Source organism: Lactobacillus kefiranofaciens (assembly GCF_900103655.1).
Taxonomy (GTDB): Bacteria; Bacillota; Bacilli; order Lactobacillales; family Lactobacillaceae; genus Lactobacillus; species Lactobacillus kefiranofaciens.
Genome location: NZ_FMXC01000011.1, coordinates 14,721 through 35,342, shown reverse-complemented (window position 1 = coordinate 35,342; position 20,622 = coordinate 14,721). Strand labels below are relative to the sequence as shown.

The 20,622-nt window shown below is 39.0% G+C and carries 16 protein-coding genes and 4 pseudogenes; 7 read left to right on the top strand and 13 right to left on the bottom strand.

Annotated elements, in window-relative coordinates; all coding sequences use genetic code 11:
• The first annotated feature begins 68 nt into the window (after positions 1–68).
• From BLP58_RS05640 to BLP58_RS05630, 3 genes and pseudogenes are all read left to right on the top strand, one after another.
• Positions 69–708, top strand: a pseudogene (locus BLP58_RS05640) (ABC transporter ATP-binding protein).
• A gap of 9 nt (positions 709–717) precedes the next feature.
• Positions 718–3,257 (top strand): annotated as a pseudogene (locus BLP58_RS05635) (ABC transporter permease).
• A 46-nt stretch (positions 3,258–3,303) separates the two neighbouring features.
• On the top strand, positions 3,304–3,540 hold the full coding sequence (locus tag BLP58_RS05630; RefSeq protein ID WP_013855048.1) for a hypothetical protein: 237 nt from the start codon (positions 3,304–3,306) through the stop codon (positions 3,538–3,540).
• Between the two features lie 42 nt (positions 3,541–3,582).
• Here the strand turns inward: BLP58_RS05630 and BLP58_RS05625 are convergent, their stop codons facing one another.
• On the bottom strand, positions 3,583–5,199 hold the full coding sequence (locus tag BLP58_RS05625; protein WP_013855047.1) for a putative polysaccharide biosynthesis protein: 1,617 nt from the start codon (positions 5,197–5,199) through the stop codon (positions 3,583–3,585).
• A gap of 253 nt (positions 5,200–5,452) precedes the next feature.
• On the opposite strand from BLP58_RS05625, the gene BLP58_RS05620 reads away from it, so the two are divergent.
• Positions 5,453–6,421: a GH25 family lysozyme gene (locus tag BLP58_RS05620; protein ID WP_013855046.1), complete on the top strand. Its 969-nt coding sequence runs from the start codon at positions 5,453–5,455 to the stop codon at positions 6,419–6,421.
• A 68-nt stretch (positions 6,422–6,489) separates the two neighbouring features.
• Here the strand turns inward: BLP58_RS05620 and BLP58_RS05615 are convergent, their stop codons facing one another.
• From BLP58_RS05615 to BLP58_RS05605, 3 genes and pseudogenes are all read right to left on the bottom strand, one after another.
• Positions 6,490–7,161, bottom strand: coding sequence for a DUF975 family protein (locus BLP58_RS05615; RefSeq protein WP_013855045.1), 672 nt, complete (start codon positions 7,159–7,161; stop codon positions 6,490–6,492).
• A gap of 268 nt (positions 7,162–7,429) precedes the next feature.
• Positions 7,430–7,828, bottom strand: coding sequence for a hypothetical protein (locus tag BLP58_RS05610; protein ID WP_013855044.1), 399 nt, complete (start codon positions 7,826–7,828; stop codon positions 7,430–7,432).
• Positions 7,829–7,929: 101 nt separating this feature from the next.
• A pseudogene (locus BLP58_RS05605) lies at positions 7,930–8,783 on the bottom strand (IS982 family transposase).
• 596 nt (positions 8,784–9,379) lie between these two features.
• On the opposite strand from BLP58_RS05605, the gene BLP58_RS05600 reads away from it, so the two are divergent.
• On the top strand, positions 9,380–10,033 hold the full coding sequence (locus BLP58_RS05600) for an Rgg family transcriptional regulator (protein ID WP_013855043.1): 654 nt from the start codon (positions 9,380–9,382) through the stop codon (positions 10,031–10,033).
• 60 nt (positions 10,034–10,093) lie between these two features.
• Here the strand turns inward: BLP58_RS05600 and BLP58_RS05595 are convergent.
• The 9 genes and pseudogenes from BLP58_RS05595 to BLP58_RS05555 all read right to left on the bottom strand — a co-directional run bounded on the left by BLP58_RS05595 (position 10,094) and on the right by BLP58_RS05555 (position 17,537).
• A pseudogene (locus tag BLP58_RS05595) lies at positions 10,094–10,414 on the bottom strand (DUF898 family protein).
• 94 nt (positions 10,415–10,508) lie between these two features.
• Entirely contained in the window at positions 10,509–11,453 is a 945-nt protein-coding gene (locus tag BLP58_RS05590) for a serine hydrolase domain-containing protein (RefSeq protein WP_013855042.1), read from the bottom strand.
• A complete protein-coding gene (gene dltD, locus BLP58_RS05585) occupies positions 11,453–12,739 on the bottom strand; it encodes a D-alanyl-lipoteichoic acid biosynthesis protein DltD (RefSeq protein ID WP_013855041.1) in 1,287 nt (428 codons plus the stop codon). Before dltD ends, BLP58_RS05590 begins: the two co-directional genes overlap by 1 nt.
• Positions 12,732–12,971, bottom strand: coding sequence for a D-alanine--poly(phosphoribitol) ligase subunit DltC (gene dltC / locus BLP58_RS05580; RefSeq protein WP_025084186.1), 240 nt, complete (start codon positions 12,969–12,971; stop codon positions 12,732–12,734). The genes dltD and dltC overlap by 8 nt, the downstream gene beginning before the upstream one ends.
• Before the next feature lie 55 nt (positions 12,972–13,026).
• Positions 13,027–14,265, bottom strand: a complete 1,239-nt coding sequence (dltB, locus tag BLP58_RS05575; RefSeq protein WP_013855039.1) for a D-alanyl-lipoteichoic acid biosynthesis protein DltB — start codon at positions 14,263–14,265, stop codon at positions 13,027–13,029.
• Positions 14,262–15,779 (bottom strand): D-alanine--poly(phosphoribitol) ligase subunit DltA, encoded by a 1,518-nt coding sequence (gene dltA, locus BLP58_RS05570; RefSeq protein ID WP_013855038.1) that lies wholly within the window; start codon positions 15,777–15,779, stop codon positions 14,262–14,264. The genes dltB and dltA overlap by 4 nt, the downstream gene beginning before the upstream one ends.
• Positions 15,780–15,794: 15 nt before the next feature.
• Complete coding sequence (locus BLP58_RS05565; protein ID WP_013855037.1) at positions 15,795–15,947, bottom strand: teichoic acid D-Ala incorporation-associated protein DltX; 153 nt, start codon at positions 15,945–15,947, stop codon at positions 15,795–15,797.
• A gap of 140 nt (positions 15,948–16,087) precedes the next feature.
• Positions 16,088–16,384, bottom strand: a complete 297-nt coding sequence (locus BLP58_RS05560; RefSeq protein ID WP_013855036.1) for a hypothetical protein — start codon at positions 16,382–16,384, stop codon at positions 16,088–16,090.
• Positions 16,385–16,400: 16 nt separating this feature from the next.
• Positions 16,401–17,537 carry a YncE family protein gene (locus BLP58_RS05555; protein WP_013855035.1) on the bottom strand — a complete coding sequence of 379 codons (1,137 nt, stop codon included), beginning with the start codon at positions 17,535–17,537 and terminating at the stop codon, positions 16,401–16,403.
• A 617-nt stretch (positions 17,538–18,154) separates the two neighbouring features.
• On the opposite strand from BLP58_RS05555, the gene cbpB reads away from it, so the two are divergent.
• Positions 18,155–18,625: a cyclic-di-AMP-binding protein CbpB gene (gene cbpB, locus BLP58_RS05545; RefSeq protein WP_013855034.1), complete on the top strand. Its 471-nt coding sequence runs from the start codon at positions 18,155–18,157 to the stop codon at positions 18,623–18,625.
• Positions 18,626–18,756: 131 nt separating this feature from the next.
• The gene (locus BLP58_RS05540; protein ID WP_013855033.1) at positions 18,757–20,619 is read left to right on the top strand and encodes a heavy metal translocating P-type ATPase; all 1,863 of its coding nucleotides are present in this window, start codon (positions 18,757–18,759) and stop codon (positions 20,617–20,619) included.
• Positions 20,620–20,622 lie beyond the last annotated feature (3 nt).

Genomic DNA, 20,622 nt, shown 5'->3' with positions numbered 1-20,622 from the left:
CTATCTTCCAAAAATATGATTGAATTAACTTAGATCTATTATACATGTATGCTAGAAAGTTGATCATTATGGCTTATATTGAATTAAAAAATAATACCAAAACTTATCAATCCGGTGATACAACTATTTACGCCAATAAAAATATTACATTTTCTGTCGCTCAGGGAGAGTTAGTCATTATCCTAGGCTCATCCGGAGCAGGCAAATCTACTTTACTTAATATTTTAGGCGGGATGGAACCAAATACTAGTGGCGACGTAATCGTGGCTGGCAAGAATATTGCCAACTATAATGCTAAGCAGCTCACCACTTATCGCCGCAATGACATGGGCTTCGTCTTTCAATTCTATAACCTTATTCCTAATTTAACGGCAAAAGAGAACGTCGAACTAGCGGCTCAAATCGTGCCCGACGCGATGAGCGTGGACAAAGCTTTGCAACAAGTTGATTTAGCCAATAGAGAGGACAATTTCCCCGCGCAACTATCTGGCGGGGAACAACAACGCGTGGCCATTGCCCGCGCAATCGCCAAGAAGCCAGAACTTCTCTTATGTGATGAGCCAACAAAATGGTTCAACCGTATTAATCGTTACCCACAACGCCGCTATTGCGCCAATTGCCGACAAGGTGATTCGCATTCATGACGGCGGTATTCAAGATATTAAAATTAACCATCAGCCTGCTGACATCAGTACAATCGAATGGTAGGTGATTATTATGCGTAAAACGATTTTATATAAAGACGCATTGCCAGCAATTACCCACTCGCTAGGGCGCTACATTGCTATTATTCTCTTAATCGGTCTGGGAACCTTTGCTTTTGTAGGGCTTAAGATGGCTGGCCCTGACATGCGTGCCACCGGTGGCAACTTTTTTAACAAGCATAATCTAGCCGACGTAACCATTACTTCCAACTATGGAATCAATTCAACCGATCGTGCTACTATCCGCAATTTGCCAGAAGTTAAAGAAGCCGCGTTTGGCTATTTTCAGGATGTACGCGTTAAAAATAGCCATGATACTCTACGCGTCTTTTCTCAATCTAACAATATTTCCAGTTACGAATTAATTAAAGGACATTTCCCGGACAATAAGCGAGAAATTGCCTTGTCATATTTACTAAAGAAGAAATACCATCTTGGACAACAAATCACCTTTAGCAAACCAGGTATTTTAAAAAATAAAACTTATCGCGTTGTCGGCTTCGTTAAATCCAGTGAATTTTTAGATAAAAATCAAATCGGGCAAACCAACATTGGTAATGGCCGCCTAACCGGTATCGCCGTAACCTCGCATAATGCTTTTGCTTCACCTGTATATCAGGTTTCACGTGTAACTTTTAAAAATACGGCTAGCCTAAGTCCCTTCAGCGTCGCCTACCGCAATCGTGTTTATTGCGACCAAGATAAGCTGCAAAAAGCACTTAATAAAAATCGCCGCGACAAATACAATAAGTACGTAGCTTTATACAAGGCACAATATCGGCAAAAAGCAGCACGACAATTATTAAAAAAAGGCATTCCAATCAATCCTAATCAAATTGAGGTGCCTAAAAATAAAATTAAAATTGCCTATCCAAGTTACACGATTAACGGCCGTGAAGAAAGCCAAGGCTATTCTTCCTACCGCGCTGATTCAGAACGAGTTGAAGTCCTCGCCAACGTCTTTCCTGTCTTTCTTTTTGCCGTAGCCGCGTTAGTCAGTTTGACAACCATGATGCGTTTTGTCGAAGAAGAAAGAACCAATATTGGTACGCTAAAGGCACTAGGCTACGGTAATGGCGCAATTGCCATCAAGTTTTTGCTTTACAGTACCTCTGCCGCAATTTTAGGTGTAGTACTGGGCTCCATTTTAGGCTATACCTTTTTACCCGATTTAATCATCAAGGCATATCTGGCCTCTTCTACATTAGGGACTGGTTATCAGCTAAACTTTGCCTGGGGACCACTTTTAATCTCCTTAGCCGTTGCACTGCTTTCAACGACAGTCATCTCTATGCTTACACTTTGGCAAACGCTGCGCGAGCAGCCCTCAGCTTTGCTTTTGCCCAAACCACCTAAGAACGGCTCTAGAATTATGCTAGAACACATCCCTTGGCTCTGGCGGTACATGAGTTTTTCAGCCAAGGTCACAGCACGCAATATTTTCCGTTATAAGAGCAGAATGCTCATGACGATCTTGGGTGTAGCTGGCTGTACGGGGTTGTTAGTAATGGGCTTTGGTATCCGCGATTCGCTTCAAGGCATCGGCCACATTCAATATAATGATGTACAAAAAATGATATTATCGCCTTGAAACCTAGCGATGTTACTAAAAAAGAAGAAAGAAAATTAACTCAAATTTTTAAAGAAAAAGCTATTACCCAAGTCAATGCGGTGCAGTATCAGCAGTTAAGCAAGCATCTAAAAAATAGCGGCTCAACTGAAAACGTGTCATTAATCGCGCCTAAAGATACTAAGACTTTTAGGAAATCAATTAACCTGCGGCAACGCCAAGATAAAAAGAAACTGATTCTACCCCAGAATGGCGTCATTATTTCAGAAAAACTAGCTACTATTCTTAATGCTAAAAAAGGCTCAACGATCTCTTTAAAAAACAGCCACGGCAAGATCTATCACTTCAAAGTTAGCGGTATCTGCGAAATGTATCTGGGTCACTATCTCTTCATGAGTCCGCGTGAGTATGAAAAGGCTACTGGCAAGAAGTATTCAGCTAATGCCTACTTAGTCACTACCAAGAAGCATGATCCTGCTTATGTGAACAAAGTCAGCAGGCAATTAGTAAAGACCGCAGCGATTGAAACCATCGTTTCTAATTCATCTAACAGAAAGCTCTTGGGCAGCTTTACGGGTAGTTTAAACGAGGTTATCTTTATTTTGATCTTAATCTCTGGGATACTAGCGCTGGTTGTAATCTATAATTTAACCAACATTAACGTAGCTGAAAGAATCCGTGAATTGTCCACAATCAAGGTCTTGGGCTTCTACGATAATGAGACGACGATGTATATTTACCGTGAGACCATTATCTTATCGCTGCTTGGAACTTTAGTAGGCTTTGGCTTCGGTTGGTGGCTGCATTACTTTATTATCACGAGCTTGCCGCCAGACGTCGCAATGTTTGACCCGAACATGTACCCGCTCAACTTTGTCTTTTCGGCATTAATTCCTGCCCTGATCACGGCTGCCTTGGCCATTGTAGTTCATCACAAGATTAAAAAAATCAATATGCTCGATGCTTTGTCATCTATTGACTAAAAGGCATTATGTTATAATTGCTTCATAAGAAAAGGTGGAGATAAAAATGCCAAGAAAGCACTTTGAATTAAATAGTGATGTCAGTAAGTTAATTGAAAAATATGATGAGATCAACGATGTTGATTTTAATAAGTTAGTCAACAAGGCCTTAAGATTCTACCTTGTTAATCAAATGAATTATAAAGATATCCAAGATGCTCTTAACGAGGCAGATATCGAAACTTCAAAATACGTTGATGAAGCAATGCGTTCCAGCATGGGCGACATCAATCGAAATTATTAGCATCAAAAAACGGCAAGTTCTAATCAACTTGTCGTTTTTGTTTTACTCATAATGCTTATAGCGATAATAACGGTAGCCAATCTTCTTCCCAAAAATCTTCTCGGAGATTCCCATGAAGTTGGCCAGCATAATATAAATACCTAGGAAGGCTAAGCCAAAGATAGCTAGATAAATGAAACTGCCCATGCGGCCGAGCGTGTTGAAGTGGCTGCCAATCAAGAGTTGATAGATAAAGAGTACAACAATGTAGATTTCATTAGCTACCACAATTGGCAATAGACTGCCTAGTTTAACGCCATAAGTATGATTCAGTTTATGATAACTAAGCAAGATCACTACTAAGAAGGCAATATCGCTAGATAAAATTGAACCGTCAGCACTTAACATAAAAGTCATCGGCACCTGTAAAATCAGCTTAATCACGACGCCCCAAACTATGTAAATCACGGCTAGACGATTCATATTCAATGCCAAAAGCAAGGTTAAAGAGTTCATTACTAATCCAGCAAAGAGACTCTGGATAATATTTTCTACCAAATAATAGCTGCCAAAGCTGTCATGTGAAAATAATACCGTATAAACTGGCGAAGCCGCAAAAGCACCTAAAGCTACAACAGGCAGCAGAATAAATAAGAGTAGTCGATAATTCTCTAGGAGCAATTTTCTGATGCTTTTAACGCTATCCTTAGATTTATACTTAAGTCCAGCCAAAAGCGGCAGACTCGTCTCTGAGACGGCTGTAGCTAAAGAAATAATCACCGTTGTAATCTTGCTGGGATTAGCTGAGAAAATGGTATAGAGATAACTAACATAAGTTTTATCCATATGGTTGAAATTAATCAGAATTTGCTTAAATAGCAGCTGATCAACTAACTGCGTTACCGTAATAAATGAACCGAGCATCACAAATGGAATTGAAGCATACCATAAGTTAAGCAGACTGCGCGAAACATTGTTCAGGGAACGAGGCAGACTATTATTAATTAGCTCCCGGTAATCCCCCCATTGCTTACGCAAATAAGCAAACAAATACAGATAACTAGCAATTGCCCCAACGCAGGCGCCAAATACGCTGAAGTAAACCGCAATTACATAATTACGGTGAAAGACCTCGATGATTAACAGCGTAGCCAGCAAAATAAAGAGAATCCGGGCAAACTGCTCCCATAATTGGGAAATACCGTAAGGCTTCATATCGTTATTACCTTGGAACCAGCCACGAACCATGCTCATTGAAGGCAGAATCACTACGGCTGGCACTAATACCCGAATAGAAATCGTCGCGCTAGCCACCGAATCGACTGGGCTATTCTTGGCAATCAAAGGTGCCGTCACATACAGCAAGATCCCACAAGCAAGACCCATCACCAGCATAATAATCAAGCCTAGCTTAGTGATGTACAGACTATCTTTATATCTTTTTTGTGAATTAAGCTGTGATACTTCCCGGGCAATAACTGAAGGCAGTCCCGCTGCCCCAATGGACAAAAAGAGTGCATAAGGCGTGTATGACGAATTAAATAGCGCCTGCGCATTCAACTGATTGTGATAGCTCCCTAACATGATCAGCCAAGGAATTAAATAAACTACTCCTAGAATTCGTGAGACAATACTACCAAACGATAGCCAAAACGAACCGGATAGGATTTTTTTATTCAAAATAAAAACCTCAAATCTACGTTATCTCATTGCCTTCTTATTATACGTGGATTTTTTATTTTATGGGTAAAAAGTTGATTTTTTACCTCATAATAATACAAATCCGTTACATTATTTACTATATTATTACTCCTCGTTTAATTTTTTATTAGTCCCCTTGACCTTCTCTTTTATTATTATTATCCTTGATATGTTTCTATGTAAAGTTAACTAATTATTATTGGTTTAAAAAAATACATTCGGGGGACTTAAGTTGTTATTTAAGAAGAGATTTATTACAAAATTAGCATGTGTTGCTATGCTTTCAACTGCTGGAATTGTTGCAGCTCATTCACAAGTATCAAGTCATGAAACTGTGCAAGCTTCAACTACTTCAGTTGCGGCACGTTCATTGGGGATTGACGTTGCCAGCTACCAAAGCGTAGACTTATCAGCACACGCTAGATCAGGGGCTAAGTTTGCCGTTGTTAAGGTAAGTGAAGGTACCAGCTACCGCAATCCTAAGGCAAGCAGTCAGATTGCTAGTGCTCGTCGTCAAAACATGATGCCAATGGCTTACCACTTTGCAACTTTCAGCGCTAACTCTGGTGCAGCTAAGCGTGAAGCTGATTATGCTATTGCCTCAGCTAGAGCCATGGGCCTTACACCAGGTTCATACCTTGCTTGTGATTACGAATCAGGCGATGGTAACAACGTTAACATGGGTAAAGGCGCCACTGCTAATGCAATTATTGCCTTCATGAAGAAGGTTAAGGCAGCAGGTTACAAGCCATTGTTATACGCAAGTTCATCAGTATTGAGAAACAACATTAACACTAATGCTGTAGTCAACGCATTTCCTAATTCATTATGGGTAGCTTCATATGCCATTTCAGGTCGAATTGACAATCCTAACTTTAACTACTTCCCATCAATGAAGGGCATTTCTATCTGGCAATTTACTGACAACTGGCGCGGCCTTAACGTAGATGGCAACATCAACGTATTACCACTCCATGCTTCAGCTGGTGCTGTTTCTCAAGCTCCTAAGAAGATCAAAGGTAAGGCTCGTTTGTTAAAGCATAAGGCTGCTATCTACAACAAGCACGGTAAGCATACGCACCACAAGGCTTTGAAGAAGCATGCTTCAGTTACTACTTACGGTAAGAAGAAGACCATCCACGGCAAGAAGTACTACCGGATTGGCAAAAACAAGTACATCAAGGCAGCTAACCTCTATTAACCAATAATTATAGTCAGAAAAAAGGCACCGGGTAAAAAATTACTCGATGCCTTTTACTATGCTCACTTTTATTTTAAGAATTGGTTGCCAGCTAATTCGCGGTAAAAGTTAGCCTTGGCAGTCTGATAATATGGCACAACCCATAGCATCCCAATTACGCTAATTCCGCCCAATAAGAACCAACCGATGAAGCTGAGATCAAAGACGAATAAATCCATCTTATGTCCATTCATTAACTCCCTACTAGCATTGATTCCGTCAGTTGCACCAACTTGCTTGCCACTAGCTACCATGTCCTTTACGATGTAAGGCGTCATTGCGTAGGAGTAACTCTTAATAATCCCTGGAATGATCAACAGCAATGTCCATAAGAATGTAAAAATACTGGTCATGACAAAGTTAATACATTCAGGGCCGAAGCGATTCTCCGTAAAAACTGAGAACGCTGAAACATATGGCTTCTCTAGCTTATCGTTATCTCTTAGCTTCAAGAATGAAATAACTAAGCTTAAGGCAATAAAATCGCCAATCCAAGCTAGAATCGTACCCAGTGGACTAAGCAATTGCATGTAGAAATTCGTGCCTTCATAATCCATATAGATCTGATCAACCCGGTGACCGCCGCCAGACAAAATCGCTACGATTATCATGTTGATCAGACACATCAGTACAGCCCAACCCCAATTGCCACGCAGGGCAAGCTTGGCATTATTCTTTAATTCTCTTCTAGTAGTCGACATAATTCTTCCCACTTTCTACTAAATAAAGATATTTTCACCTAATTAATTACAATTAGCAACACGAAAATTAAGATCAAAAAAAGCCTAATCCCACAACACGGAACTAGGCTCACACAGTGTTGACCGCCACTCTGACCACATATAGAAGATGACATTTTCGCTACCGGAGAAAATGACCACAACTAGTGGCGGTACATGAAAATCTTAGCATTCAACTATCTAAAAAACAAGCAAAAAAACATGTTGAATTAACTGAACAATGATTATTCTAAAGAATCGAAATCAAACCTGAAATTACAGCTGCTACGACGATTATATAAACTGTTATAACTTGCCATGAGCTACCCATTGTTTTGCCATTGACAGGCTTTATCTTTTTCCTCATTTGATTAGCTTTAATTAATGCAATAGCCGCAGCTACCCAAAATAAAATAGCACTAAAGATAGAAAAGCCACGACTAATATCCGAAGCTCGGCCCGCGAACACCATTAACGAAATAAAAATTACACCTATTCCAAATACTACACTACTCCAGATAGCAAAGGGAGCTGTTAATGCATGATTTTTAATTTTCTGGACATTCTTATAATAACGATAGGTCAAAAATAATTGCAATCCACCTAAAAACATCAAGACTACACCGATTAAAATTCCAGCTGTATCCATTTTTATTACACTTTCTGTAATCTAAGTAACCGCTTTCTTTACTGAACAGCACTATAATAATTGGTATAAACATTAAAAAGTATATAATTATACGCGTGGTGCTAGTTAAATCGTTCTAGACAATATGCCATATTGTAAGCCAAAACTGCGACTTCAAGACGTTCTTGAAAACCTGTTAAGCTCCGGGCACGATTGTTTTCAGCGTTGTAGTAGCTAAACAAGGAAAAGTCGCTCTCGATTGTTCTTCTGATAGCCATTAGCTGATGATCGTTATGCTCTTTAGCACCTTGCATGTTTTTGCGGTATGGCGTCCAAAGCTTATAGCCCATTTGTTTTAGCTTAAAAGCTAAATCTTTGCCGAGGTAGCCTTCATCGCCTAAAAGATAATGGTTGGCAGGATGGGCATTGGCCATCAGCTCTGTGGTTTCCTTGGCATCATGCACTGATGCTTTGGTGACTGCATAATCAAGCAAGTAGCCGTCATCACTTACAATGGCATGAACCTTAAAGCCATAATAGTAGACTTTTTTGGTTGCCTTATAGCCAATGTCAGCTGAACTGCGAAAGATTCGCGATAATCGCGAACTGGCTGACAAACTGGTACTGGAAAGCTATCAATAATCAAGATTCTGCCTGAAAGATCTACCTCCTGGTTCAGAATATGGCGGATCAGATAGATTAAAGGTAAAAGCTAATGGGCTCTGCGATTAAAACGGGAATGGGATAGTCCTACAAAGAACTTACAGAATCTTCTTTGTGATTCGATTCCTAATTCCGCTTGCCAGATAAGCATGGCCAATATTGAGCTGTCAGATAGCCTGGTTTGATCAGTATTTCTGCGATGCTTCAAAGAATCCGGTGCATACAGTTGATACCAAGAACGACAGATTACATTTAAACGAGTAAAGCTAACTTGTAAATGGTGAGAAAAACGCTTAAGCTTAAGGTAGTTCAATTGGATCAGACTCCTTTTTATTACTACTTACAACTTGAGTCTAGTCCGATTGGACTTTTTATTTAACTAAAACGATTTAACTAGCACCACGCGTATTTAAATATATATTTAATTATCTTCATAATTTCTTCTCAAAATATGCAAATTAAAAGGGATTAAAAGCATTGCCTTCAACCCCTTCTAACCTAGTTAATCACGATCTCTCCATGAGCGATGATGACGTGCTCTACCTTCAAATCCATTTTTGAATCCCCAGATCCAATCTCTGGCACCTTTCCAATTCATTATAAGTAATTCCTCTCCTATAAATTCTAAGGAAATTTTACACCCGTATCATCTTTAATATGATAAAATTCCTAATATTAGGAATTTTTTTGAAAGAATAAATACAAATAAAAGATAAAATATACGGACCCAAGTTTCGAAAACTTAGAAAAAATAAAGACATCACATTAGTAAAAGCCGCAAAAGGAGTAACTTCCAAATCTTCCCTGTCATTATGGGAAAAAGGTAGTGATAATCTATCATTTACTCAAGTTCTGACTCTTTTAAAAAATAATCATATTCAAGCAATTGAATTTATTGATAATCCTATTTTGCCGGAATTACTAGCAGTCACACATAAAATTAATACACTTTATGTTAACAACAACATTATCACCTTAAAAAAATTTACTCTTGAAAAACAAAAAATAGCTAAGAAAAATCCTCAAAATAAAATTTTATTTCTGGAATATTGTTGTGCTTGTAATTTTTTTCAAGATTTAAGTCAAAATACTATTTTTTCAAGCAGTGATCAAAAAAGACTAACTTTTATTTTAAATCATGTTTCAGACTGGCAGTATGAAGATATATTTTTCTTTGGTAATGCACTTGGTTTATTACCTAGCGAAAAAATTTATCAAATATCAGAAATTATAATCCTACATGCTATCAAGGTAAATCTAAGTACTAAAAGATGGTACGATGATGTTCTTGACAGCTTACTGAATGCTATCTCCATTCTCATAAAAAAGAATTATAATTTAGCACAAAAATTACTAAACCAATTCAAAAAGCTTCCTTTAACAGATAGATATACTTTCGAGAAAATCTATATTCAAGCCTTTCAATCGTACATTGACTATATCAAAAACAAGAACGATGCAAACTTTCAAGCAATAATTCAAATTACTGAATTACTTGATTTACCTGATCTCAAAGACGGATTCATAACCGGATTTAAGCAAGTAAAACAAATTTATGGATAAGAAAAAATGGCCTCGCTTTTTTATTGAAATGCAGCATCATCGTCTTGATACATTGCCTATTTACTTAACAAATACCGTATTCTTAGCTTTCCAATCCAGCAGCTTAATTCTCACCCAGAAAGAATAAATTCCTAAAGTAATGATTGATAATAGTAACCACTTAACCCAATTGCCAAATAAACTCCAAGCACTACCGACAAATCTCATTCGCTTACCTTCAATCACCGTATGATTAATTTGCCAACCATAGATCATACAAACAGCCCAAGGTTAGCAGATTCCCAATGTTAGAAAAGTAACTAAAAATCCTAAAATATGCCAGCCAATTAATGCAAACAAGCCGCCATCAAAAAATGAATTGCGTCCATGCTTTAATTCCATAATATCCTCCATCATCAAAAAGAACCAAGCAGCCATTTTACTAACTACTTGGTTCTATTCATTCACTCCTGATCAACAAAATTAATCAAAAGTCTTAATTGAAATGCAGCATCATCGACATGATACTGTTAACTTTCTTTTTAATCCTACCAAATTCACCATGGGTAGTGTGATTATCCTGAATAATAATCATATCTTTCCCATGCTTGGTGCTACGCATGAAAGTATAGTATCCTGCACCAGCACCATTAGCTGCTTTATACCTTTTCAAGTTATAAAGACCGCCATTGTAATAACTCGGTGCCTCGCCTTTGAAGAGAACCGCTCTACTCTGCTTGGTTAATAACTTGCCATGCAAAATATAGTTCATCGTCTTCGCAAGATCCGCGTTAGACATCACAATTGAGCCTGCACCTAATTCATTATGTGCATCCTGTACAGCAGCCGCATGCTTAACTCGCACGTACTTACCATCTTTTTGTTCATAGCCAGGAACCCAGTTAGCAGCACGAAGCTCAGCTTTGCTCGACCATAGAAATTCGGTTTGCTTTAGCTTTAACGGGTTAATATAAGTCTCACGGAACAATTTCTCATAAGACTTATGCTCTAATTTAGACAAAATACCACAGATATAGATGTAGTTCACTGCCGTATAATGCCATTCGCCCAACTTTCTAGCATCGAAAACCGTATATTTCTCAACATGCTTCAAGTTAGCCTCATCAGAAATGAATTTCGGCGTGCCTAATGGTTCACCGACTTGAATATCAAAACCTGACGTCATGGTAAGCAAGTTGTGAATCTTCACGGAGTCAGCACCAGCAACCTTAGGGAAGAATTTAGCAAGTGGATCATTCAGACTCATCTTGCCCTTTTGAACTTCCCGCATCAGCATTGCCGCTGTCATGGACTTTTGCACCGAATTGATTAAATAGCTAGTGTCAGCACTATTATTAGTAGCGTATTTAAGGATCGGCTTTCTTGAGCTTGTAACCAAGACTGATCCCTTAACGCCTAAATGATTAATAGCCCGGCGCACTACTTTGCTTTTAAACGCTCTTTATCCGTTAAGTTAATTCGCTTAACATTGTCCTTATTCTGCCACTTCTTAGAGAAGTAGTAGTTAGACAGATCGTAGTTGTAGCGTTCATTCGGCTGCTTCATGAATGGTCTAACGGCTTGATCAACTGCTACCCAGCCTCTCCAGCCGAGGTGAATCGTATCTTCCATGAAGTACTTTTCACTGCCACGTCTTGAGAGATCGGCAATATTTTCGAAGCCTTGACTAGTTAATTGGTGCTCCATCTTGGCAACCGATTCTTGGTACATCTTGCTTGATAAACCAGTGTACTTCATCCACTTGCCATTAATTGGTGGAATAATGAACAACACGTTAGTATGCTGCTTAGCAAATTGTTCCAGCATCAATTGGAAGTCACCGTATTCAACGGAATGAACATAGTCAAAGTTGCGTTGACTGCCCTTTAGACGTTTCAATACCTTCTTAGACAAACGAGTTCTATAGAAAGTATTATCAATACCCAAATTATTAGAATTGGTATGCATCTCAGCTTGTTCCTTAGCGACTCTATTCAAAGCCTTAACAGAATAAGCACTTGGTAATATTTTGGCTCTTTGATGGATCTTATTGACCCGATCACGCAATTGGAATGAACTAAAGAAGTTATCCTCATTACGCAGCATTTGCCGACGATTTTCCAAATAGAACTTTTGGAAAGTAGTCAACTTCTTGCCCTCAGCAATTTGCTTGAAGCTGTTCTTGATCTCGCCTTTAACATCTGGCATTTCCAAGAAACGCTTAGCAGCATAACGATCAGCTACATTATTCTTGGCACTAAGCAAGAAATTACATGCTTGCAGTGGAGAATAATACAGTGCAAAAGCATTCGGGTCTTGGCCTCTCTTGGTAAACCATTGTGGTGAAATGATCACAACGGCTTTTTTATTCCTAAGCTGCTTAACTGTGCCTTGCATCCCCAAGAACTGCGCCAATGATTGACTACCTGGACCACCCAATAAGAATGGGCGGTAGTTTCGTTGATACTTCTCCGCAATGATGCTTGGGTGCAGTGGGTCAAATCTAGATAATTCACTTGAACCATAAAATGGCACATACCCTTCATCAAAAGCCTCTTGCTTCATCGTACTGCCCTTAAAAACAGTCGTATTCTGTGAAGCAGCTGCTTCATAGATCGTTTGCTTAGAAAAAGTTTTCTCCCAAGGAATCAGAAATACAACTAATAAAAGGATAAAAGCGCAAAGAACTGGGCCAAAGATTTGCCACAGCCGGCGTTTATTACTCATTTTCTAAGCTTTCCACCTTTGCCACAATCTTGTTAGGAGTGTCCCATTCAGCACGGTTGAATTCTGAAACAGGAACATCAATATCAAACTTTTCTTGTAAGCTCAAAAGCATTTGTATGCTTGCCATTGAGTCCATCAAACCATTTTCAAAGATGTTTTCATCCATTTGGTCTGATAAGTCTTCACCAGTTAAATCGTTTAAAATGTCTAATACGCCTTGTTTAGTGTCCATAATTACTACCTCTATTTTTAACTAATACTAAAAATTCTCATCACTATTATATAGCTTATTTCCAGCCAAACCATAGTTGACTAAGAAATCCTGAGAAAATCAGGAAACTGAAGCAAACTACGTTGAAAGTTAAGAAAATGGCGAACCACTTAGTAAACTTGTTATGCGGAATCTGCTTCCTATGCTTTCTCTTAAATCTGAGCCACATGTCGTTGATACAGATTGCTGAAGCATGGAAAATACCATACACAATGTAGTACCAAGTAAGGCCATGCCAGAAGCCCATGATTAAGAAAAGCAAGAAGTAAGAAACTTGTGATAATCTAATGCGTTTTTTGAAAAGCTTCTTCTTCATTGCAAAGAAGGTAAATCGCATATAGATGTAATCACGGAACCAGAATGACAACGTCATGTGCCAACGGTTCCAGAAGTCCTTAATGTTCTTAGAAATAAATGGCATGTTGAAGTTCATTGGAGTATGGATACCCATGAAGTATGAGATTGATACAGCAAATAATGAGTACCCGGCAAAGTCGAAGAACAAGTACATGCTGTAGCAATACATGTAGGCTAATACCCACCATGATAACTTCAAGCCGCCATTGGCATTACCAACAGCTAACGCTGCGGCACTGATCTTCGGTAGCCAATAAGTACCAAAGAACCAGCCAATTACGAATTTATATAAGAATCCTTGGAACAAATATCTAACTGCATATTGCAAGTCAGTAATATAAGCATCCCTAGTAGGAACCTTATCATAGTCTTTCTTAAATCTGCGATACCGATCAATAGGGCCTGATGAAATAGTAGGGAAGAACAGCAAGAACCTAGCATAAGTTATAGGATCTACCTGCTTAATTGCCCCATCACGCATTTCCATAATTACCTGAACGGTCTTGAAGGTTACATAAGAAATACCTAGGAACCCAATTACAAAGCCAATGGAATTATCTGGAAAAGCGGTCAAATACTTAACTGCAACTAACGGAATAATTGCCAAAATTACAGCTAAGCAGAAGACCCAGGTCTTGTTCTTGCCATGATGACGATAATATTGATAGCCAAAGGTCAGCGCAAACTCGTAAACTAGCCAGATTAACAGGTTAACCCCTTGCTGCCAATGGCTGCCATCAAAGATTAAAAACAAGAAGACCAGTGAAAATACTGCTTCATAAGTCTTTAGACGATGACCAAAGTAAAGACCAACAATAATTGGAACTAACGCGATCATCAAGTAAATAAAGTATTGCGGATTCGAGTAAGGCTGTAAGTTAATGAAGTTAAAATTCACTGCTTATTAACCTCCTTAATAACCGCCTTGATATCCACCTTGCCGTTTTGAGAAATTGGCAACTTGTCTTGGTAAACAAAACGCTGCGGAATCATGTATGGCATCACGTTCTTAGCTAGATCTTCACGAATTGCTTTAGTCAAAGCAGCTTCGGAGTGTTGACGCGCTACGTCATGTTTCAATTCGATCTCTGCTACGATCTGCTTAACGGTATGGTCTTTATTATACTTAGGAGCTGCAACGCCATAACGCACATACTCATTCTTAGACAAGTAGAAGTTAATCTCCTCAAGTTCGATTCTATAGCCATTGAATTTAATCTGGAAGTCAATTCTACCGCGATAAAAGAGCATATCGCCATCGAAGAAGCCGGCATCCCCACTGCGGTAGCTGCTTTGCGCTTCACCATCTTGGTGGAAGAAAGCAGCTTCGGTTTTTTCAGGATTATTCATGTAGCCCTTAGAAACGCTAGGACCACTAATAATAATCTCGCCTTCACCAGGCTTATCGCCCTTAGAAGTATCAATGGTGACCTTAGTGTCTTCCTTAACCTTGCCAATTGGCAAACGATCATACTTCTTAAGCACTTCATCAGTAATCTCAACTTGCGTTACGGCTACTGTTGTTTCAGTAGGACCGTAAGTGTTGAAAATATGACTATCTGGGAACTTCTTCTTAAGCATGTTAGCTTCGCTATGTGGCAACTCTTCACCACAGAACAAGAAGTGACTTAAGTCTGGGTGATGCTTGCTATCAAAGGTTCTATCTAAGAAGCACATCTGTGCAAATGATGGTGTAGATACCCAAACGTTAAATTGCATCTTAGGCAAAGTCTGGAATAATTGACCAAAGTTTTGCGTAACATCATGTGGCAAAATAACCAGTTTACCAGCAGAAACAAGTGCCGGATAAAGACTCATGACTGACAAGTCAAATGAGTAAGGTGCTTGAGCCAAGAAACTTGGATTCTTTGGTAAGTTGAAATCTGACAATTCCCAATTTACGAAACTAAGCAAGTTATCATGGCTAATCTGTACGCCCTTAGGCTTGCCAGTAGTCCCTGAAGTAAAGATAATGTAGTAATTATCATCGCCTTCAACGAATTCTTCTTCGTTAACTTGATAATCACCGTCTTCAACTTCACTAGCCTTCAATACCTTAACACCTGATAAGTCAACATCTGGCAATGGATCAATTTCTAAAACTATTGGTGACTTAGAAACGTCTTGAATCATCGTTAAACGTTCCGCGTTAGAGTAACTAGCAATTGGAATATAAGCATGTCCTGACTTTACGCAACCCAAAAAACTTGCGACCATTTCAAAAGTCTGACCGCCCCAAATCATAATTGGAGCCTTAGCCGGAATATCCATGCTAGCAATCTTATGAGCCCAGGCATTAGAGCGACGCTTGAGTTCACCATATGTATTAGTCTTACCAAGATAGTCATAAACAACACGATCTGGTTCTCTATCAGCTATCTCGTCAATTTTCTTAATAACATCTTGAATCATTATGACAGCACCACCTTAAAATTCATTGTAAATGAAGTGAACAGAGTTAAGTCCACTGTATTCATACAAATAAATTAATGCCATCAGGATTCCGAAATAAATAATTGTCTTCAAAACAAACATGCCAATGCGTTTGCCTCGAGAGTCAATTTTCGTATTCTTATTCATCATTTCTCCCTCAAGTAATATTATTGTAATATTTTCTTGCTTGAACTTATATTACTACAAAAAATACTGTTTAAAACAGTACTAACTTACATTTTAACAAATTTAAACTTTTTCTTAATGAATGCTACTCTTTTATTGCATTATTGCGCTTTTTTACAATCACGATAAGCAAAATATAATGGAATGGCAATAATAATTGCTACAAAAATCAGGGCAAAGATCAGCAAGCGCATTACATTTTGGGGCTTTTTCCAACGATCAGTCTTAGCCGTCGTCAATAAAAAGGCTGCGAACAGTGCAATGACGATTACCTCTGCTAGACAAAACCATAAATTCGTCATCTTATAAATATATAAGTAGGTTGAAGCGGGGAATAAGCAAAACCAAGCCGCAAAGCGTAAAAGAAAAACTTCTTTTTGATAATAATCGATATTCATAAAATTCCTTCCATAACTAGTTGCCAAATAAGGCATTGATATTCATTGAGAGGATACGGTCCATTACTACAATATGAGGTTTAGCATAAATGCGAGATGCAGATTCAAAGACGCAGAGCAGCTGACCTTTATATGCTGTAATCTGCTCTAGATATGGCGGCATGTCGATCACTAATTCCGCGTTCTTTTCATCCAAAGCATTCAATGCCGAAGTTGGAAAAACATAGAGCTTAGAATCCCCACTACCGTAAGACTGGCTCAAAAAGATCTTATCCTGATAAATGGCGATTCCCTGAATCTGTTTGTCCATTGAGGTCTCACCAGTTGGATCTGACCACTGCAGCGTACCCGTTACGGATTTAACTTCATTATTAGTAATGGAGTCTTTATTCTTCCCACTGCGAGCAATTGTATAAGCTGCAACCTTACCGCGACCATACATGTTAAAAAAGCCGACAAATAATTGTCCATCATAGTAAGTGACAGTGGAGGCCTTTTCTACAGCAGAAATGGCAATTTGGTGATTATATTTAATTGGTAAGTGCTTAGCTTCATCGTACTGCTGCAATTTCTTAAGCGAAAAAGACGCTAAAGCAGATGACTTGCCCAATGAACCAGTTACCCAGATATTTTTAGCAACCGGATCATAGGCAATCCCACCTAAATGGGGCCTGCCCGCTACTTGAATTGTTTTAATATACTTGCCCGTTTTTTTGTTCAAGACATAAATCACGGAGGCATGTTGATGATCACCGTCATATGCCGTCAGCAAAATATACTTATCCGCAACCGCTATTCCTTGCGGAGTCATAGCCGTTGCCGTATTATATTTTTTTGCTTTAAAATCATAACTCTTAGTAGAGATTAGCCCTGGAATAACAGCATCCTTACCATCCCAAGTTCTAGGCGGTACATAATTGCTTACCTTATTAATGAAAGAATATTTCCCGCGCAATGCTTTTTGATAGTTAGCCAAATTATGCCAAGCAGCGCTAGTGTTAGTCCTGTCCTTAGCTGTAACCAGCTTAGGTCTTTCTTTGAGCATTTGCCTTTGTTCTAGCCACTGAAAGCCATAATAGCCGCCTACTCCAAGTCCGGTTAAAACAAGGAACATCAAAAACAAATGGAAGATAAATCTGCCTATTTTTTTCATGATCACTGCTCCTTTCTCTGTGGCAAATACTTATTGGGTACGGTTAACATTATAGCTAAAAATCCTCTTCTTTTCGTCAATCAGGCATCTAATTTGGCTGACTTAAGAAAAATATGTATTTTTCAAAAATAAAGTGTAGATCGTCACACTTTTTTCATAATTTAAGGTTATACTATGTAATGTAGTAAGCAAGAAAACGAAGATCTTACTACTACAACTAAACTTTTTTGTTTTTCATTCATACTCCTCCAAGTAAATAATGAAAATAAAAAGAATTGGCTTACTCCAATTAGTCAATTTCATATCTATCCCTTTCGGCTCACGTGTGTTGCGTGAGCTTTTCTTATACTCTGAAAAATCCCTTTAACTCTTCTCAAACAAATCTTTACCTTTTCATAAGAATTTGAACATTTTTAATTCACAATTGCTCTGTATTATATAAATCGTAGCGAGGCGGTAGAAACTTGCTACATACTCCCACTTTTTTATTTCATTCATTCTTACTCCTCCAAAGTAGATGAAACTAATAAGGTTCGCAAAAACTTGCGAGCCTTTTTCTTTTCTCCTCTTTTTCCTGTATACTGCCTGTATACTGTAGGTAGAAAAGAGGCGCTTTCATGTTTTCCCCATCAATTAAGCATTTAATTCAAGAAAAATCAGGTTCGTTTTTAATTTTGGCTAGCCGAATTGCTTTTGTCGAAGAGGATAATCCACTTTATCACGCATTTTTGATTTTAACTAAGGTGAAGTATTCTAAGATTCCTGTGTTAGACAAGGACAGAAAAGTGGTCGGCTTGCTCAGTCTAGCCATGATTACGGATAAGATGCTCACGAATGAATCGATCACGACTGAACCGCTTGACAATTTAAAAGTTAAAGATGTCATGCAGACTAAGTTCGATAAAATAAATTTTGTGCAGACGACTCTGGAAACGCAGCTGCATTTATTGATCAACAACGCCTTTTTGCCAGTAATTGATGACCGCGGCGTTTTTCAAGGATTGCTGACTAGACGTGAATGGATCAAGGCCTTTAACTATGTCGTGCATACTTATGACAAGCACTATAAAGCTCAAAGAATAAAATAACCAACTTGCAGCCATAAGGCTGCTTTTTTTCTTATATAAGTTTAGCAAAGCAAAAGCGTGTCCAGACCAATAAAGAATGTTAGAATGTAGCGGTAGACAAATATAGATTGTATTTTGGGGAGGCAATCATTATGGAGAATATGAAGCGTCAATGGAAATTTATTGTCGTTTTGATTGCTGGTGCCTTTGGTTTGTTTAGTCAATTTGCACTGCACTCAAAGAGCCTCTTCTCAATCGGAAATCTTCAATTTCCAGTTCATGCCATCATTATCGATATCATTGGTATCTTGATGGCAATTTCTTTGTTAATGGAGATTTTTCACGATTGGAAGACTGGCCGTTACGGCGTAGATATCCTGGCTGTTATCGCTGTTGTTTCTACCATCTTAATCGGCGATGTCTGGGCTGAATGGATGATCTTAGTCATGATGACCGGTGGTGAAACGCTGGAAGATTACGCCACAGGCCAAGCCAATAAGGAATTACGGGCATTACTTGATAAAACGCCACGAATCGCTAACAAGTTAGTTGATGGCAAGATCACCGAAGTCAAGGTTGATGCCTTGCAAGTTGGCGATCACGTTTTAATTAAACCAGGCCAACAGGTTCCAGTTGACGGTAAAATCGTTAAGGGAACTTCTAGTTTTGACCAATCATCATTAACCGGTGAATCGGTTCCTGTATCAAAGAACCCAGGCGATGACTTAATGTCTGGATCAGTAAACGGCGATGTAGCGGTTGAAATGGAAGTAACTAAGGCAGCTAAGGACTCAGAATATCAGTCAATCGTTGCTTTAGTTAAATCAGCACAAGCTCAGCCAGCTAAGTTCGTTAAGATGGCCGACCGTTACGCTATTCCGTTCACCATTATTTCCTTAATCATTGGTGGTGCTGCTTGGATCGTTTCTGGAGACGCTACACGTTTTGCGGAAGTTATGGTAGTCGCTTCTCCATGTCCATTGTTGATTGCGGCTCCTGTTGCCTTGATATCAGGAATGAGTTCAATGTCAGCTCACCACATCATTGTTAAGTCTGGGCCAACGCTTGAAAAATTAGCTAAAGCTAAAACTTTTGCCTTCGATAAAACTGGTACTTTAACTGAAAATCAATTGATCGTTGACCAAATCGTAACGGCTGATGACTCAATCGACCAAAAAGAGTTGCAAAGCTTAGCTGCTAGCGTTGAACAGCAATCAAGCCACGTTATCGCTAGTTCTTTAGTTAAGGCCACTGATAAAAACTTAATTCATGCCGTTACCAACTTAAAGGAAACCACCGCTCAAGGGGTTGAAGGCGACGTTGACGGCAAGCACGTTAAGGTTGGTAAATTATCCTTTGTTGATCCAGGCCATGAAAAATTAGATATTACCTCAACTGCCATTTATATCTCAGTTGACGGTAAGTTTGCCGGTTACATTACCTTGAAAGACAAGATGCGTCCAGAAAGTCCTAAGACCATTGAACGTCTGCTTCGTCAAGGTGCTGAAGACATCATGATGCTAACGGGTGACCACAAGCAAGTCGCCGAAAAAGTTGCTAAAGAAGCTGGCATTACTGATGTGCGTTCCGAACTTTTACCATCACAAAAGATTCAAGCTATTAAAGACGTACCAAAGAACTTGCGTCCTGTTGTCATGACTGGTGATGGCGTTAACGACGCTCCAAGTTTGACTGCAGCTGACGTTGGTATCGCTATGGGTGCTAAAGGTGCCACTGCTGCTAGTGAAAGTGCTGACGCAGTTATTATGGTTAACGATATTTCTAAGGTTAACGACGCAGTAGCCATTTCTAAACACACCATGAAGGTTGCTAATATTGATGTTTTAACTGCTATTGGTGTTGTCATTATCATCGAATTAATTGCCTTCACTGGTGTTATCCCTGCCTTTTGGGGTGCCATCTTGCAGGAAGTTGTCGACATGATTACGATCAGCTTAGGTCTTCTTGCTAAGACTAAGCCAAGTGACAAGCAATTTGGGTTAGAAGAAAAGTAGATA